The sequence below is a fragment of the Streptococcus sp. XMC genome (assembly GCF_021341835.1).
GTDB lineage: Bacteria > Bacillota > Bacilli > Lactobacillales > Streptococcaceae > Streptococcus.
Genome location: NZ_JAJTNQ010000002.1, coordinates 236085 through 252428, shown reverse-complemented (window position 1 = coordinate 252428; position 16344 = coordinate 236085). Strand labels below are relative to the sequence as shown.

The 16344-nt window shown below is 39.3% G+C and carries 15 protein-coding genes; all 15 read left to right on the top strand.

The features are described 5' to 3' along the window. Window positions 1–232 precede the first annotated feature (232 nt). The 15 genes from cls (at window position 233) to LXO72_RS05970 (ending at window position 16337) form a co-directional block, all read left to right on the top strand. Window positions 233–1768, top strand: coding sequence for a cardiolipin synthase (gene cls / locus LXO72_RS06040; RefSeq protein ID WP_233331820.1), 1536 nt, complete (start codon window positions 233–235; stop codon window positions 1766–1768). 300 nt (window positions 1769–2068) lie between these two features. Continuing rightward, a complete protein-coding gene (locus LXO72_RS06035) occupies window positions 2069–2224 on the top strand; it encodes a hypothetical protein (RefSeq protein WP_233331819.1) in 156 nt (51 codons plus the stop codon). A gap of 64 nt (window positions 2225–2288) precedes the next feature. After that, complete coding sequence (locus LXO72_RS06030; RefSeq protein ID WP_233331818.1) at window positions 2289–2936, top strand: hypothetical protein; 648 nt, start codon at window positions 2289–2291, stop codon at window positions 2934–2936. A gap of 174 nt (window positions 2937–3110) precedes the next feature. Next, a complete protein-coding gene (cpsA, locus tag LXO72_RS06025; protein ID WP_233331817.1) occupies window positions 3111–4589 on the top strand; it encodes an LCP family glycopolymer transferase CpsA in 1479 nt (492 codons plus the stop codon). Further along, complete coding sequence (gene cps4B, locus LXO72_RS06020; RefSeq protein ID WP_233331816.1) at window positions 4582–5313, top strand: capsular polysaccharide biosynthesis protein Cps4B; 732 nt, start codon at window positions 4582–4584, stop codon at window positions 5311–5313. Before cpsA ends, cps4B begins: the two co-directional genes overlap by 8 nt. A 42-nt stretch (window positions 5314–5355) precedes the next feature. Further along, window positions 5356–6051 (top strand): Wzz/FepE/Etk N-terminal domain-containing protein, encoded by a 696-nt coding sequence (locus LXO72_RS06015; protein WP_233331815.1) that lies wholly within the window; start codon window positions 5356–5358, stop codon window positions 6049–6051. Between the two features lie 12 nt (window positions 6052–6063). Then, window positions 6064–6759: a tyrosine-protein kinase gene (locus tag LXO72_RS06010; protein ID WP_233331814.1), complete on the top strand. Its 696-nt coding sequence runs from the start codon at window positions 6064–6066 to the stop codon at window positions 6757–6759. A gap of 19 nt (window positions 6760–6778) precedes the next feature. Beyond that, a complete protein-coding gene (locus LXO72_RS06005) occupies window positions 6779–8152 on the top strand; it encodes a sugar transferase (protein ID WP_233331813.1) in 1374 nt (457 codons plus the stop codon). A 37-nt stretch (window positions 8153–8189) separates the two neighbouring features. Beyond that, complete coding sequence (cps2T, locus tag LXO72_RS06000; RefSeq protein ID WP_233331812.1) at window positions 8190–9362, top strand: beta 1-4 rhamnosyltransferase Cps2T; 1173 nt, start codon at window positions 8190–8192, stop codon at window positions 9360–9362. A gap of 2 nt (window positions 9363–9364) precedes the next feature. Then, window positions 9365–10513 carry a glycosyltransferase family 4 protein gene (locus LXO72_RS05995; RefSeq protein ID WP_233331811.1) on the top strand — a complete coding sequence of 383 codons (1149 nt, stop codon included), beginning with the start codon at window positions 9365–9367 and terminating at the stop codon, window positions 10511–10513. 133 nt (window positions 10514–10646) lie between these two features. Further along, entirely contained in the window at window positions 10647–11621 is a 975-nt protein-coding gene (locus LXO72_RS05990) for a glycosyltransferase family 2 protein (RefSeq protein ID WP_061454658.1), read from the top strand. A gap of 18 nt (window positions 11622–11639) precedes the next feature. Continuing rightward, on the top strand, window positions 11640–12668 hold the full coding sequence (locus LXO72_RS05985; protein WP_233331810.1) for a glycosyltransferase family 2 protein: 1029 nt from the start codon (window positions 11640–11642) through the stop codon (window positions 12666–12668). Window positions 12669–12704: 36 nt separating this feature from the next. Continuing rightward, a complete protein-coding gene (locus LXO72_RS05980; protein ID WP_233331809.1) occupies window positions 12705–13871 on the top strand; it encodes a polymerase in 1167 nt (388 codons plus the stop codon). Between the two features lie 49 nt (window positions 13872–13920). Next, window positions 13921–15342 (top strand): flippase, encoded by a 1422-nt coding sequence (locus LXO72_RS05975; RefSeq protein WP_233331808.1) that lies wholly within the window; start codon window positions 13921–13923, stop codon window positions 15340–15342. Further along, window positions 15339–16337 (top strand): acyltransferase, encoded by a 999-nt coding sequence (locus tag LXO72_RS05970; protein ID WP_233331807.1) that lies wholly within the window; start codon window positions 15339–15341, stop codon window positions 16335–16337. Before LXO72_RS05975 ends, LXO72_RS05970 begins: the two co-directional genes overlap by 4 nt. The last annotated feature ends 7 nt before the right edge of the window (window positions 16338–16344 follow it).

Here is a 16344-nt window from a genome sequence, read left to right as displayed (position 1 = left end):
TAATTCGTTAGAATTCGATTTCGTCGTCCCACCTCCGCACAGTTGAGTAGGGCTGTAAAAGCTGATGAAATCAGCGTAGTAGAGCCCACTCAACCACTGCGTCTTGCTCGATAATCCAAAGACAATTGAGAGGCTAGGACTTTTGTCCCACTCTCTTTTTCATTTTATCGGGTTTGCGCTCACTTCGTAGAACTGGTATACTAGTAGGGATTATAAAAGAAGGAGAATGAGGGTGAGTTTTCGAAAGATTCGATTGTTAATGTCCAAATATGGGTTCAGTATCCTCTTTATGGGGTTTGAACTCTGGCTGTCCTTTGCGGCCTTCTTTTGGTTAAATGAATGGTTCCCCAACTGGATGTCTGTCACCATCATGGTCCTCTTGTATATCTCGACCATTTTGGCGATCGTCAACCGAAATATGCCTCCAGAGAGCAAGGTGACCTGGCTCTTAATCGCCGTCATCCCCGTCTTTGGTTTCCTTCTATACCTCATGTTTGGGGAGCGTCGTCTGTCCAAGAAAGAATTGGTCCAGTTGGAAAATATGGAGTCCATGAATTTCCGTGAGGACAACAGCCGTGAGCTTCGCCTCCAGTTAAAGGAAGAGAGCAAGACCGTCTATGGGATGGTCAAGTCTATTCTATCCATGGACCATACTGCAGACCTCTACAACGGAACAGCTTCGACCTTTTTCCCACTAGGGGATCAGATGTTTCCCCAATTGTTGGAGGATTTGCGCTCAGCCAAGAAATTTATCTTTCTCGAATTCTATATCATTGAGGAAGGTCTCATGTGGAACAGCATCCTAGATATCCTACTTGAGAAAGTCAAAGAAGGGGTCGAAGTGAAGCTACTCTACGATGATATCGGCTGTATGGCGACCCTGAAGGGGAACTACACCAGACGTTTGCGCAAGTTAGGCATCGATGCCCACAAGTTTAATAAGGTGGTCCCGCGTCTGACGGTGGCTTACAACAATCGAGATCACCGCAAGATCTTGGTCATTGATGGCCAGATTGGCTATACAGGTGGGGTCAACCTAGCGGATGAGTATATCAATCATATAGAACGGTTTGGTCATTGGAAGGATAGCGCTGTACGTTTGGATGGTCGAGCGGTCAAGGCCTTGACGCGACTTTTTCTCATGAACTGGTACATTAACCAGGGAGAAATTGAAGATTTTGATAAATACCATATGGAAAACAATGCAGTAGATGGCGAAGGTTTCTATATCCCCTTTGGTAGTGGACCGAAACCGATCTATAAGTCCCAGGTGGGGAAGGCTGTGTATCAGAATATCATCAATCAGGCGACAGACTATGTCTACATTACGACCCCTTATTTAATCATTGATTATGATTTGACAGAAGATATTCGAAATGCGGCTCTCCGTGGTGTTGATGTACGTATCTTAACTCCCTCTATTCCAGATAAAAAATTGATCCAAATCGTTACGCGAGGGGCTTATCCAGACCTGATGGAAGCAGGGGTGAAAATCTATGAATACACCCCAGGCTTTATCCATAGCAAGCAAGTATTGGCCGACGATGAAGTCGCAGTAGTCGGGACCATCAACTTTGACTATCGGAGCCTAGTCCATCACTATGAGAATGCTGTCTGGATGTATCGCAGCCCAGAATTGACCAAGATTCGAGCTGATTTTGAAGAGATCTTTTCCGTGTCTCAGCAAATCAAGTTGGACACTTTCCGGATCACCTGGTACCAGCATTTGGTCAAAGAAATTATGCAGTTATTTGCGCCCATGCTATAGGCGATTGAGAGTGGGACAGAAATCGGTAATTCGTTAGAATTCGATTTCGTCGTCCCACCTCCGCACAGTTGAGTAGGGCTGTAAAAGCTAATGAAATCAGCGTAGTAGAGCCCACTCAACCACTGCGTCTTTCTCGACAATCCAAAGACAATTGAGAGGCTAGGACTTTTGTCCCAGCCTCTTTTTTATTACGAAGTAGAGACAAAATATTACAATTTCTTTACATACGCTTGTCTAAGAATGTTCAAGGAGTCTATTTTTGGTATAATGAACTTAATCTATAAAAAATAAGGAGAACTTATGAAAAAGCTCGTAAAATATGGTGTCTTACCAGCCTGCTTGTTGTTGTTGGCAGCTTGTTCGTCAAAACCAGCTACTGAGAAAAAACCAGCCAAAGAGGACAAGGTAGAACAATCTAGCGAATCAAAAGAAGAAAAAACAAAAAAAACAAATTGAGAAAGATGGAGACATCATTCTTCGTGCCATCTTCACGGACCATTCTTCTGGTTTCACAACTTTGATGGGAACATCAGTTGATAAGTGGAAAAAACAAATTACCCAAAAATTTGTTGATGAAAATGCATCAAAATATCTACCTGCAGAAAACTTCACACTTGAATTGACAACTGAAACATTCACTCCAGAAAAAATCTTGGAATTGTTTGACCAAGCTCGTTTCAAAGTGTTAGCAACAATTGGTGATGACTATGAAATCACTAAAGTTGAAGACGAAGGAGATACGGCAACAGTTACCTTCAAATCTCGTGCGATTGCAACACGTGACTTGGCTAACTTGATCAACCGTGCAAAATCTAGTCTGTTTGAAAACGGAATTGAAGATGTTAAAAAATTAGAAGACAACACAGATCCAGATCTAGAAAAACGCTTGTCTCTATTGAACAACTTCTTGTTCTACTATGCCTTTGATCGTTTGAACGAAGACTTCGGTTACATTGAACCACGCGAGTACACTTTGGAATTGACTAAAACCAAAGAAGGACGTTACATCCTTAGCGATGAAAGCTTCCTTGAATTGCGTAAGGAAATCTTTGTAAACGAATATTCTGCTGATGGAGCTGAGACTCGTAAAGGAAGCAATTCTTCACAGAGTGATTCTTCAACTAGCAAGGATTCAGATACAAGTTCAACCTCAAAAGATAAAGTATAAATCTATACAAAAGGTGAGTTTTCTCACCTTTTTTATTTGCTCATCTCTTTTTCCCATATTGCTGTACAGAGAGCTCAGAATAGTATAAAATTAATAGTGGAGAATTGGGCATAGATTCCGATTTTTAGGATGATTTTATGTTATAATATTTAAGAAAATAGTATGGGGGATAAAATGAATCGAAGCAGAAAAAACAAACGTTCAACCAGAACTAGCAGTTGGGATCAGCTACGGATTGTCAATAGCGGTCTCTGGGTCTTAACGCTACTTGTGGCTGGGCTCTTTCTTTATAATGTCTTTAGCTACAATATCCTAGCTTTCCGTTATTTGAATATCCTTGTGACGGCCTTGCTAGTCGGCGGACTTTTTTTAACCTTGGGTTTGATCCTTGCAGGCAAGGCTAAAAAGACGACGCTATTTTTATTGATTTTAGGCTTGCTAGGAACTTCCGTGGGGACCTATGTGACCCAGCAATTGGTCGATGTCGCTGGGAATGTGAACCGGAATGCCAACTATACAGAATTTGAAATGGCTGTCTATGTCAAAGCGGATAGTCCAATCCAAGATATTAAAGAAATTAGTAGTGTAGCGGCACCTACGGGAAATAACAATGCAGATGATCTTCAAGCCTTGGTAGAAGAAGTGAAGAAAACGCGCCAGCATGACTTGACGATTGAAGATGTGGAATCTTATGCGGCAGCCTACCAGGCCCTACAAGAAGACAAGACACAAGCCATTGTCTTGAATAGCACCTTTGAAGATACCATTGCCAGTGTGGATGCTGACTATGCGAAAAAATTAAAGAAAATTTACTCTTACAAGATTCGCCGTCAAGTTGAAACCAAAGCTAAGGCAGATGCTAATGCGGACACCTTTAACATCTATGTCAGTGGGATTGATACTTATGGTCCAGTTACTTCAGTTTCTCGATCTGATGTCAATATTATCATGACGGTCAACAGAAAGACCAAGCAAGTCTTGCTGACGACGACTCCGCGTGATGCCTATGTACCGATCGCTGATGGTGGGAACAACCAAGGGGATAAGTTGACCCACGCTGGGATTTACGGAGTAGATGCGTCTATTCATACCTTAGAAAATCTGTACGGCATCAAGATTGACTACTATGTCCGCTTGAACTTCACATCCTTCTTGAAGCTTGTCGACTTAGTCGGAGGGATTGATGTAGAAAATGATCAAGAATTTACAAGTTTACACGGGAACTACCACTTCCCTGTAGGAAAAGTCCACTTGGATTCGGAACAGGCCCTTGGCTTTGTCCGTGAACGCTACTCTCTTGAAGGTGGAGACAACGATCGTGGGAAGAACCAAGAAAAAGTAATCGCAGCCATTATCCATAAATTAACATCGACCAAAGCGTTGAGCAACTATAATGAAATCGTTTCTGGTTTACAGGATTCCTTGCAAACCAATATGCCACTGCCAACGATTATGAATTTGGTGAATACACAGTTGGAGACTGGCGGAAGCTACAAGGTGACTTCACAAGCTGTCACTGGACAAGGACGAAATGACTTGCCTTCATATGCGATGCCAGGATCTGCTCTTTACATGATGGAGTTGAATCCTGATAGCGTGGCCCAAGCTAAAGAAAAGATAAACCAAACCATGGAAGGAAAAAACAATGATTGATATTCATTCACACATTGTCTTTGATGTGGATGATGGACCAAAGACGATTGAGGATAGCAAGCTCCTCATCGAGGAAAGCTACCGTCAAGGGGTTCGTACCATTGTTTCGACGTCCCATCGTCGAAAAGGGATGTTTGAAACCCCGGAAGAAAAGATCTATCAAAATTACTTGGCAGTAAAAGAGATGGTAGAGACCTATCTGCCTGAAATGAAACTGCATTTCGGAGCAGAAATCTACTATACGCGAGATATCCTAGAAAAGCTAGAGGCTGGGACTATTCCAACACTGGCTGAGACCAGCTTTGCCTTGATTGAATTTAGTATGGCAACGCCCTACAAGGAGATTCACCAAGCCTTAAGTGCGGTCTTGCGTTTAGGAGTGACTCCGGTGGTTGCCCATATTGAACGGTACCACTGTTTGGAAAAGAATGAAAAACGGGTGCGGGAATTGATCCGAATGGGATGCTATACCCAGATCAATAGTTCTAGCGTTCTCAAGCCCAAACTATTTGGTGATCGCTACAAGTTCATGAAACATCGTGCCCAATATTTCTTGGACAAGGACTTGGTCCATTTCGTTGCAAGCGATATGCACAATGTCGATCAGCGCCCTCCATACATGGAAAAAGCTTATCAGTTGATTGAAAAACGCTACGGCAGTGATCGGGCGCGTGCCCTCTTTGTTGAAAATCAACAAACATTATTGGATAACGAATTATTTTAATCATCAAGGTCCATCCCGGGGATTGAAAAGGAGAAAGTGAATATGAAAAACCAAGAGAGCAAAGAGATCGAGTTGGATGTGGTCTCCCTCTTTAAAACCTTATGGCGTCGTAAATTCTCAATTATTATTACGGCCTTGCTGTTTGCGATTGGAGCCCTAGGCTACAGCGCTTTTGTAGCGAAAAAGATCTACCAAAGCACCAGCCGTATTTATGTGGTCAGTCGTCAGAACCAAGAAAACAATGCCTTGACCAACCAAGATCTTCAAGCGGGATCCTATTTGGTTAAAGACTATCGCGAGATTATTCTTTCTCAAAATGTCTTGAACCAGGCTATTGAAGAGTTGAAGTTGGATATGACTCCAGCAGAGCTTGCTAAGAAAGTCTCAGTGGCAGTACCAGCGGATACTCGGATTTTGTCCATCACAGCATCCGACTCAGATCCACAAGAGGCAGCTCGCATCGCAAATGGCTTGAAAGATGTAGCGGCAGAAAAAATTATTGCTGTGACTAAGGTATCTGACGTAACAACTTTGGATGAGGCAGTTGTCCCGCAAAATCCTTCTTCACCAAATATCAAACGAAATGTTGTCATTGGCTTTGTCCTTGGTGGTGTCTTGATTTCCATTCTGGTGATCTTGTCAGAAGTATTGGATGACCGTGTGAAGAAACCAGAAGATATCGAAGAAGTGATGGGCATTACACTATTAGGTGTGATCCCTAGTGTGAAGAAACTGTAAGAGGGAGAATTCATGGCAACCTTAGAAATTGTAAAAAGCAAATTAGCAGCGATGACTCAGGCTGAAGAGTATTTTAATGCCTTGAGTACCAATATTCAGTTGAGTGGGACCAATATTAAGGTCGTTGCCATCTCATCTGTGCAACCAAACGAAGGAAAATCAACCATTTCTACGAATTTGGCGACAGCCTTTGCGCGTGCGGGCTATCGTACCTTGTTGATTGATGCGGATATCCGTAATTCGGTCATGACAGGTGTCTTCAAGAGCCAAGGTCGTGTCGCTGGATTGACTGAAGTACTTTCTGGGAAGAGTGAGATTTCCCAAGCGATTGCGACAACAGACTATCCAAAATTGGACTTTCTCTTGTCAGGGCAGATTTCTCCAAACCCGACAGGTCTCTTGCAAAGTAAAAACTTCGAGGTCATCATTGAGGCGCTTCGCAATCACTACGACTACATTATCGTTGATACTCCTCCGATCGGGATGGTGATTGATGCGGCAATTATCGCTCAACGGTGTGATGGAAGTTTTGTTGTGACGGCGGCAGGAGCTGTGAGTCGCAAGGCTGTGCAGAAGGCCAAAGAGCAACTGGAGCAGACGGGGACACCATTCCTAGGAGTGGTCCTCAATAAATTTGATGTTCAATTAGAAAAATATGGTTCCTATGGTAATTACGGGAACTATGGTAATTATGGGAAAAAAAGATAAGGAATAGGATAGGGATATTATGACAGAAGGAAGGGGATTTCACAAATTTGCTTTGGCCTTTGTCCAAAGCTTACCAGTCTTAGTTGTGGCTTATGTGTTTAGTTTTGTGACAGAGACAGAAATCCACTCTAATACAATTTTCTATCTGTATTTGTTGCATTACGTAGCCTTTTACGTCAGCGATTACAATCAAGATTATTTCAAGCGGGGCCATCTAGTTGATTTCTTACAAACCTTGAAATACAGCTTGTGTTTCGCGCTTGCCATCAGTTTTTCGAGCTTCTTTTTGGAGGAGAAGTTTTCCCTCTCCCGTCGGGGGATGATTTATTTTCTATTTCTTCTAACACTTGTCCTTTATTTGATGAACTACCTCATCAAACGCTATTGGCGACGCTTCTATTACAGCCTCAAAGGAAGTCACAAGATTCTCTTGATTACGGCCAATTCTCGTCTAGATAAAGTGCTTGATCGCCTTCTTTCGTCAAATGATAGCGGTGGTGAAGTGGTTGCAGTGACGGTATTGGACCGCCCAAATTTTCAACACCCAACTGTTCGGGTTGTTCCGAAGGAAGACCTGTTGGCTTATGCGACCTATGAAGTGGTAGACGAAGTCTTTCTCAATCTTCCAAGTGAAGAGTATGACATTGGTGAATATGTCTCACAATTTGAGACTATGGGGATCGACGTCACCGTTAACCTCAATGCTTTTGATTTGAACTTTGCTGGCAACAAACGGATTCGAGAAGTGGCTGGGCTCAATGTCGTCACTTTCTCGACCAACTTCTACAAACCTAGCCACGTGACCGCGAAACGTGTGATCGATATCTGTGGTTCCTTGGTGGGCTTGGTTATCTGTGGCTTGGTAGCGATCGTATTGGTACCTTTGATTCGCAAGGATGGAGGTCCTGCTATTTTTGCCCAGAAGAGGGTTGGGAAAAATGGTCGCTATTTCAAATTTTATAAATTCCGTTCCATGTACGTCGATGCAGAGGAGCGGAAAAAAGAATTGATGGATCAAAATACCATGACCGGTGGGATGTTCAAAATGGACAATGACCCCCGGATTACGCCGATCGGGCGCTTTATCCGCAAGACCAGTCTGGATGAGCTGCCCCAATTCTTCAATGTTCTAAAGGGAGATATGAGTTTAGTTGGAACTCGTCCACCAACAGTGGATGAGTATGAGAAATACACTCCAGAACAAAAACGCCGCTTAAGCTTTAAGCCTGGTATTACAGGGCTTTGGCAGGTGAGTGGCCGCAGTGAGATTACAGACTTTGACGAAGTGGTTCGCTTAGATGTATCTTATATTGATGATTGGACCATTTGGTCAGATATTAAAATCTTGCTGAAAACGATCAAAGTGGTATTTAAACGAGATGGAGCGAAGTAGGAAATTCCTGCTTCGTCCTTTCCATGTAAGGAGAAAAATGAAACAGTCAGTTTATATCGTGGGTTCTAAGGGAATTCCAGCGAAATATGGTGGTTTTGAAACCTTTGTCGAAAAGCTGACAGAGTGCCAACAAGACCGAGAGATTCAATACTATGTAGCTTGTATGCGGGAGAATTCTGCAAAATCAGGGATTACTTCAGATACCTTCGAGCATAATGGAGCAATCTGCTACAACATTGATGTCCCTAATATCGGTCCTGCGCGTGCCATTGCTTATGATATCGCAGCTCTCAATAAGGCCATTGAAATGGCTAAAGAAAACAAGGATCAAGCTCCTATCTTTTATGTCCTAGCGTGCCGTATCGGACCTTTCATTGCTGGGATTAAGAAGAAGATCAAGGCGATTGGAGGGACTTTGATGGTCAATCCAGACGGTCATGAATGGCTTCGTGCGAAATGGAGTCTTCCAGTCCGTAAGTACTGGAAGTTTTCTGAGCAACTCATGGTTAAACATGCTGATCATTTGATCTGTGATAGCAAGAATATCGAAGCTTATATTCAGAAGGACTATGCTAAGTATCAGCCACAGACGATCTATATTGCTTATGGAACCGATACAAGCAAGTCTATCCTGAGTAAAGAAGACGATAAAGTAGGGACTTGGTTTGCGGACAAGCAAGTCTCCGAAGGAAACTACTATCTTGTCGTGGGACGTTTTGTACCTGAAAACAACTATGAGGCTATGATTCGTGGCTTTATGCAGTCAAACTCCCAAAAAGATTTTGTTCTGATTACCAATGTGGAACAAAACAAGTTCTATGAACAGTTGCGTAAAGATACTGGATTTGATAAGGATCCTCGAGTGAAGTTTGTAGGAACTGTCTATGATCAAGAATTACTCAAATACATCCGTGAGAATGCCTTTGCATACTTCCATGGTCATGAGGTAGGCGGGACCAATCCATCCCTTCTTGAGGCGCTCGAGTCTACTAAACTCAACCTCTTGTTAGATGTTGGTTTCAACCGAGAAGTTGGTGAAGAGGGGGCTCTTTATTGGAAGAAAGATCAATTGGCACATGTCATTGATCAGGCTGAACAATTGGACGCTCAATCCATCGCAGACCTCAATGAGAAATCAAGCCGACGGATCGCAGAAGCCTTCACTTGGGAAAAGATTGTCACAGACTACGAGAAAGTATTTAAAGGTTAGAAATGCAGAAAATATTATATCTCCATGCTGGTGCCGAAATGTATGGTGCTGACAAGGTTTTGTTGGAGCTTATTAAAGGATTGGATAAAGATTCTTTTGAAGCACACGTTATTTTACCCAACGACGGTGTCTTAGTTGGTGCTTTAGAAGATGTCGGTGCTAAGGTTAAAGTCATTGATTACCCAATCTTGCGTCGTAAATATTTTAATCCAAAAGGCATTCTTGAGTACTTTGGCTCCTATAACCGATACTCCAAACAAATTGCTCAGTATGCTAAGGAGAATGGTATAACCCTCATTCACAATAATACGACTGCGGTGCTGGAGGGAATTTATCTCAAACGGAAGTTAAAACTTCCTTTGATTTGGCATGTCCATGAGATTATTGTCAAACCAAAAGCCATTTCAGATTTTATTAACTTTTTAATGGGGCGCTATGCGGATACGATTGTGACAGTTTCAAATGCGGTAGCCAATCATGTCAAGCAGTCTCGTTATGTCAAAGATGACCAGGTTCAAGTCATCTATAATGGTGTTGACAATGCTGTCTATCAGGTGATGGATGCTAGCGCTGTTCGTGACCAGTTTGGAATTGCGCAGGATGCCTTGGTGATCGGTATGGTTGGTCGTGTGAATGCCTGGAAAGGGCAAGGCGACTTCCTAGAAGCTGTGACGCCAATCTTAAAAGCCAATCCAAAGGCGGTTGCTTTCCTTGCAGGTAGTGCATTTGAAGGTGAAGAGTGGCGCGTAGATGAATTGGAAAAAGTCATTTCAGACTCACCAGTAGCTAGCCAAATCAAGCGGATTGACTATTATAGCAAGACGACAGAACTCTATAATATGTTTGATATCTTTGTCTTGCCAAGTACCAATCCAGATCCACTACCAACAGTCGTCCTCGAAGCCATGGCTTGTGGCAAACCTGTAGTGGGTTACCGACATGGTGGTGTCTGTGAGATGGTCAGGGAAGGTGAAAACGGTCTTCTTGCTATACCGAATCAGCCTGGAGAATTGTCTAAGGCTATTCAAGAATTGGCTAACAATACCGAGAAGAGAGAGCAATTTGGTAAGGCCTCTGTCCAACGTCAAAAAGAACTCTTCTCATTACAAAGTTATATTCGGAATTTTTCGGACTTGTATAAAAAATATTAAATAATCAAATTCGCTGAAAAAAGGATTATATCCAAGCTGATTTAAAGATTTACCATATATTATTGAATGTTGTAAGTCAGTTAGATCAGAGAGGAGAAGATTTAGAGTAGAATAAAATTTAGGTAAAGAATCTATGAAGCCACTATTAACTGTCGTTATTCCAGTATATAATGTTGAAAGATATATAAAACGTTGCATTGAAAGTATTCTTGTCCAAGAATGGAAGGACTATGAGATTCTACTAGTTGATGACGGAAGTACTGATCATTCTCCTCAAATCTGTGATGAATATGCTAAAGATTATGACTTTATCTCAGTGATTCATAAAGAAAATGGAGGGCTTTCTGAAGCTCGCAATACTGGTATTTTACATGCTAAGGGTGAATATGTTTATTTTCCTGATTCTGATGACTGGCTTGAACCAGATACCTTTATAGCCTTGGCAGAAGCGTTAGAATCTCAAGAGTTTGATATTATTTCTTTTAATCGTGAGTTTGTAAAGAGTGAAGAAGATGCTATAGTTTCGGAACCAGAAGTGACTCAAGTGTTTGAAGGTAAAGATGCTTTTGTGCAAATGCTGAAGCATAGTTATATTACTGGTTTCGCTAACGACAAACTCTATCGGAAATCCTTATTCTCTGATCATAACATCCAGTTTCCAATTGGTAAATACTATGAGGATCTTGGAACCAATTACAAACTGTTTCTTTCAGCTAAGAAGGTCTATGCAACTAACCAAAAGTATTATCATTACTTGATCGATAACCCAGATTCTATTACACAGTCTTGGAATGAGAAAAAGTTTCGAGATATGTTTGGGTTTTATAAAGAGATATTTTATTCAGATTTTGTACGTTCGCACTTAAATCGAGAAGAGTTGTATGTCTCGCAACTTTATTATGTAAATGGATTGATTCATTTGTTAGCTAGTTTGTATAAATCTAAATTAGATCGTCAATATGCTGAAATAAGAAATGATGTCAATCAGGAATTAAGAAAAAATAAAATAATGTATAGTGAAATAAAATACCTGCCAAATAGGATGAAATATTTGTTATACCGTTTGAACTTGTTGAAGATGGCTTTTACTATACAAGGAATGAAGTAAGAGATTTAGGGGATTATTTTGAAGTACTCAGTCATTATACCGGTTTACAATGTAGAGAACTATCTTCATCGTTGCATCAATAGTATACTTACTCAAGAATATATTGATTTAGAAATTTTATTGATCGACAATGGATCAGAGGATAGTAGTGGGATACTATGCGATAATTATGCAGAACGATTTTCAAATGTTACAACCTACCATATACCCAATCATGGTGTTAGTGCGGCTCGAAATTTTGGTTTAGCAAAAGCTCAAGGTGAATTTATTTGTTTTGTAGACGCAGATGATTATTTAGTAGGAAACCTATTTTCCGATATGGAAAATAAGCTGGATTCTGAATTGGATATGTTGGTATTTAGCTACTATAACTCTATTGAAAAGAATTTTTTTGAAACAGCTAGATCAGCAAAAATTCTTCCTATTGAAGGAAAAAAAGACAGGAATCAGTTCATTGCTCTTTTTACAGAATTATTTTTATCAGACATGATGTATACTGTTTGGAATAAAATTTATCGTAGAGAGTTCTTGGAAGAGCATCGAATAATGTTTGAGCAGTATGAATTAGGGGAAGATGTTCGATTCAATTTAAAAGTATACGAGCGTGTTAATAGCATTTCCTTTTCACAAACTTGTTATTATGTTTATATCTCGGGTAGAGTAGGCTCTGCGATGGGACAGTACAATCCCAAACGAATGAGCTGTCAATTGGAAGAACTAGGTAAAATTGATCAGCTGATGATGAGATGGAATATTCATAATGATCAATTTATTGATCAAATAAAAGCTCGTATTTTGATGAGTAACATACAGAATATTTCGATTCAAAACATATCGTTGTTTTTGAAACGGAGATATGTTGAGACATTGTGCAAAAATTCAGAGATGACTGCTTTATTAAATCAAGTGGATTCTTTCCTTAATCCGCTTGTTAGATTTTTATTGTATTGGAGAATGTACATTGCAGTGATTTTTCTCAAAAGGTTGCAAATGTTGTTGAAGTGGAGGCACCCATCATTTCATAATGGTGTGCCATATAAATATTAATCTTATTCTAATGAATGAAAGGTTTGGAAGACTATAGTGGTGAACAATCGTTTTATCTCTGAAAAAATTTATTTATTTACCTTATTTATATGGGTTGTTGTCGCATCATTAGTCACAACTACCTATTTTATTCGATTAGAAGGTTTTCTATCCCTGTATAGGATGCTCCTCTATTTTACAATTGTCATGATTTTAATAAAAGAGTTCATCACTCTTCCCAAGACCTTGTATTACTTTAGATTTCATTGGAAATCGCTGTTGATAGCACTTGCATTCCTCTTTTCGATGTTGATAGTTTCAAAAAATCGTGATGGTTTACTTGACATAAACGTGTTATTATTAGTTTTTTCTGCTAGAGATATAGATTTTAGGAAGTTATTGGGAACTTTCTCTTTTGCCACATTTCTAGTCCTTGTTTTGACAATTTTTGCTAGCAACAAGGGCGTGATTTCCAATATGTTTATGAGGGCAGATGGTGGCTATCGTTTTAGTCTAGGGTTTAACTATGTTTCATTTGCTTCACAGAGATTGTTTTTTGCATTGTGTAGCTATCTGATGTTTCGTGGTAAAAAAATTTCTTATATGGAATTGCTAGCCTTACTTTCGGCTACGATATATTTGTATCAACAAACTTCGACAACTAGTCCATTTTACTTAAGTCTTTTGCTACTTTCCTATACTTTGTTTAGTGTCAAAATCTTTAAGAAAGATTTTATTATAGAAAACTTCGGGATGAAGATAATCGCAAATTATGGTTTTATAATTGCTTTAATTATCTTATTATATTTTTGTTTTTATTCATCTGGAAATCTCTTCCACCTCGTGGATAAATTCACTCACAATCGACTACGGCTTAGTGTAGAAGGTTTTCAAAATTTTGGAGTCCTTTTGTTTGGGCAAAGAATATCTTTTTCTACATTAGATTTATTTGGGAATTTTACAAGTAATTATAATTTCATTGATAGCTCATTTGTTCAGTTGTTGGTTATTGATGGTTTAATCGTCAGTGCCTTTATGTTGTTTGCTCTTACAAAAGTTATGAAATATTTTGTATCCATTCGAAAAGATATCGTACTTGCCTGTTTAGGAATTATGATTATCCATGGTATGTTTGATCCTCAGATGTTGGTTCTTCGCTACTCCCCATTAATTTTGTTTATAAGTCGATTATTTATTATGAATCCAGATAATAAAATTGAATAAAATGAGTTAAGTCCAGTTAAAAAGAAAGATTAAGACGAGTTACATCCTTATGAAAGTTCTTAAAAATTACGCCTATAATCTCTCCTACCAGTTACTGGTGATTATCTTGCCGATTATCACCACCCCTTATGTGACGAGGGTCTTTAGTTCAAATGACTTGGGGACCTATGGCTATTTCAACTCCGTTGTTACCTATTTTATCCTTTTGGCGACCTTGGGAGTGGCCAATTATGGAACTAAAGAGATTTCGGGACACCGAAAAGATATCCAAAAGAATTTCTGGGGGATTTATACCCTCCAATTGGGGGCTACGATTTTATCCCTTACCCTCTATGTTCTTTTATGTGTGGCCCTACCTTCCATGCAAAATCCTGTCGCCTATATTTTAGGTCTTAGTTTGGTTTCAAAAGGTCTTGATATTTCTTGGCTATTTCAGGGGTTAGAGGACTTCCGCAAGATTACGATTCGGAATATCACGGTTAAACTGGTTGGAGTCATCTCCATCTTCTTGTTTGTTAGAACTGCCAATGATCTGTATCTCTATGTATTCTTACTAACCATCTTTGAGCTCTTAGGTCAGCTGAGCATGTGGCTACCCGCTCGTGAATTTATTGGGAAAGCCCATTTTGATATGGCTTATGCACGGGTACATTTAAAGCCAGTCATTCTGCTCTTTTTACCGCAGATTGCTATTTCCCTCTATGTCACCTTGGATCGGACCATGCTGGGAGCTCTTGCCTCTACAAAGGATGTGGGGATTTATGACCAGGCCTTAAAACTCGTCAATATCTTGTTGACCTTGGTGACCTCACTGGGCAGCGTCATGTTGCCTCGGGTATCGAGCCTCTTATCCTCAGGGGACCATAAGGCGGTTAATAAGATGCACCAAATGTCCTTTTTGATTTATAATTTGGTCATTTTTCCCATCATTGCCGGTATGTTAATCGTCAATGATGACTTTGTTCAATTCTTCCTAGGGAAGGACTTCCAGGATGCGCGTTATGCCATTGCCATCATGATTTTTAGAATGTTCTTTATCGGATGGACCAATATCATGGGGATTCAAATTCTAATCCCTCATAATAAAAATAAAGAATTTATGATTTCGACCACTGTACCTGCCATTGTCAGTGTCGGATTGAACCTCATCTTCCTACCAAAAATGGGCTTTATTGGAGCAGCGATTGTATCAGTGTTGACAGAAGCCTTGGTATGGGGGATTCAACTCTACTTCACACGAACTTATCTTAAAGAAGTGCCGATTCTGGGTCCAATGATGAAGATTTTTTTGGCTTCAGCTGTTATGTATGCTTTATTATTACTTATAAAACCGATATTACATTTGACACCAACTTTAAATGTTTTAGTCTATGGGGTGCTTGGCGGATTGATTTATCTTATCACAGTAATATGTCTTAGAGTAGTAAATATGGGTGAAATAAAACAAATAATAGGGAAACAATCGAAATGAAGAAAATACGGAATACAAACCTAGATTTCCTTAAAATTGTGGCTTGTATAGGAGTTATAATACTCCATACTACAATGCCAGGATTTAAAGAAGCCGAATCTTGGAATTATTTAACATATTTATATTACTTAGGTACCTATTCAATTCCACTATTTTTTATGGTAAATGGCTATTTATTATTGGGAAAAAATGAAATAAGCTATTCATACATCCTACAAAAAATAAAATGGATTCTTGTAACAGTATCAGTATGGACATTAATCATTTGGATTTATAAGAGGGATTTTTCACAAAACCCAATAAAAAAAGTTTTGGGTTCTTTATTACAAAGAGGTTATTTTTTCCAGTTTTGGTTTTTTGGTGCTTTAGTTCTTATTTACTTGTGTCTACCAATTTTGAAAAAATTTTTAAAATCAAAAAATCGGTATTTGTTGGCTCTATCTCTCTTAGTAATTATTGGTTTTGTACTTGAGCTGACAAATTATTTACTTCAAAAGCCAGTGCAAGTTTATGTTATACAGACATTTAGATTATGGACCTGGTTTTTCTACTATATTTTAGGTGGTTTTATAGCGCAATTTAACTTAGCAACTCTAAGAAATTGCTTTAAGAATTGGATGAAAGTAGTAACTTTAGTTTTACTATTTATTTCACCATTTATCTTATATGTGCTAGCGAAGGGTATTCACCATAATCTTTATGCTGAATATTTTTATGATAGTATTTTTGTGAAAATTGTAAGTTTAGGAATTTTTTTGACCGTACTAACAATTGATTTAAATACAGATAAGAATAGATGGATAATTTATCTTTCTAATCAAATTATGGGTGTTTTTATTATACATACATATGTTATGAAAGTATGGGAGAAATTAGTAGGATTTAGTTTTGTAGGAGCATATTTGCTTTTTCTCATCTTCACATTAAGTGTCAGTTTCATTGTGGTTGGAATACTAATAAAAATTCCTTATTTCAATCGAATTGTTAAATTATAAATAGGAG

Coding starts and splice junctions, on each gene's coding strand:
- LXO72_RS06035 (WP_233331819.1), top strand. CDS start 2,069: ATGAAAAAGCTCGTAAAATATGGTGTCTTACCAGCCTGCTTGTTGTTG.
- LXO72_RS06030 (WP_233331818.1), top strand. CDS start 2,289: ATGGGAACATCAGTTGATAAGTGGAAAAAACAAATTACCCAAAAATTT.
- cpsA (WP_233331817.1), top strand. CDS start 3,111: ATGAATCGAAGCAGAAAAAACAAACGTTCAACCAGAACTAGCAGTTGG.
- cps4B (WP_233331816.1), top strand. CDS start 4,582: ATGATTGATATTCATTCACACATTGTCTTTGATGTGGATGATGGACCA.
- LXO72_RS06015 (WP_233331815.1), top strand. CDS start 5,356: ATGAAAAACCAAGAGAGCAAAGAGATCGAGTTGGATGTGGTCTCCCTC.
- LXO72_RS06010 (WP_233331814.1), top strand. CDS start 6,064: ATGGCAACCTTAGAAATTGTAAAAAGCAAATTAGCAGCGATGACTCAG.
- LXO72_RS06005 (WP_233331813.1), top strand. CDS start 6,779: ATGACAGAAGGAAGGGGATTTCACAAATTTGCTTTGGCCTTTGTCCAA.
- cps2T (WP_233331812.1), top strand. CDS start 8,190: ATGAAACAGTCAGTTTATATCGTGGGTTCTAAGGGAATTCCAGCGAAA.
- LXO72_RS05995 (WP_233331811.1), top strand. CDS start 9,365: ATGCAGAAAATATTATATCTCCATGCTGGTGCCGAAATGTATGGTGCT.
- LXO72_RS05990 (WP_061454658.1), top strand. CDS start 10,647: ATGAAGCCACTATTAACTGTCGTTATTCCAGTATATAATGTTGAAAGA.
- LXO72_RS05975 (WP_233331808.1), top strand. CDS start 13,921: ATGAAAGTTCTTAAAAATTACGCCTATAATCTCTCCTACCAGTTACTG.
- LXO72_RS05970 (WP_233331807.1), top strand. CDS start 15,339: ATGAAGAAAATACGGAATACAAACCTAGATTTCCTTAAAATTGTGGCT.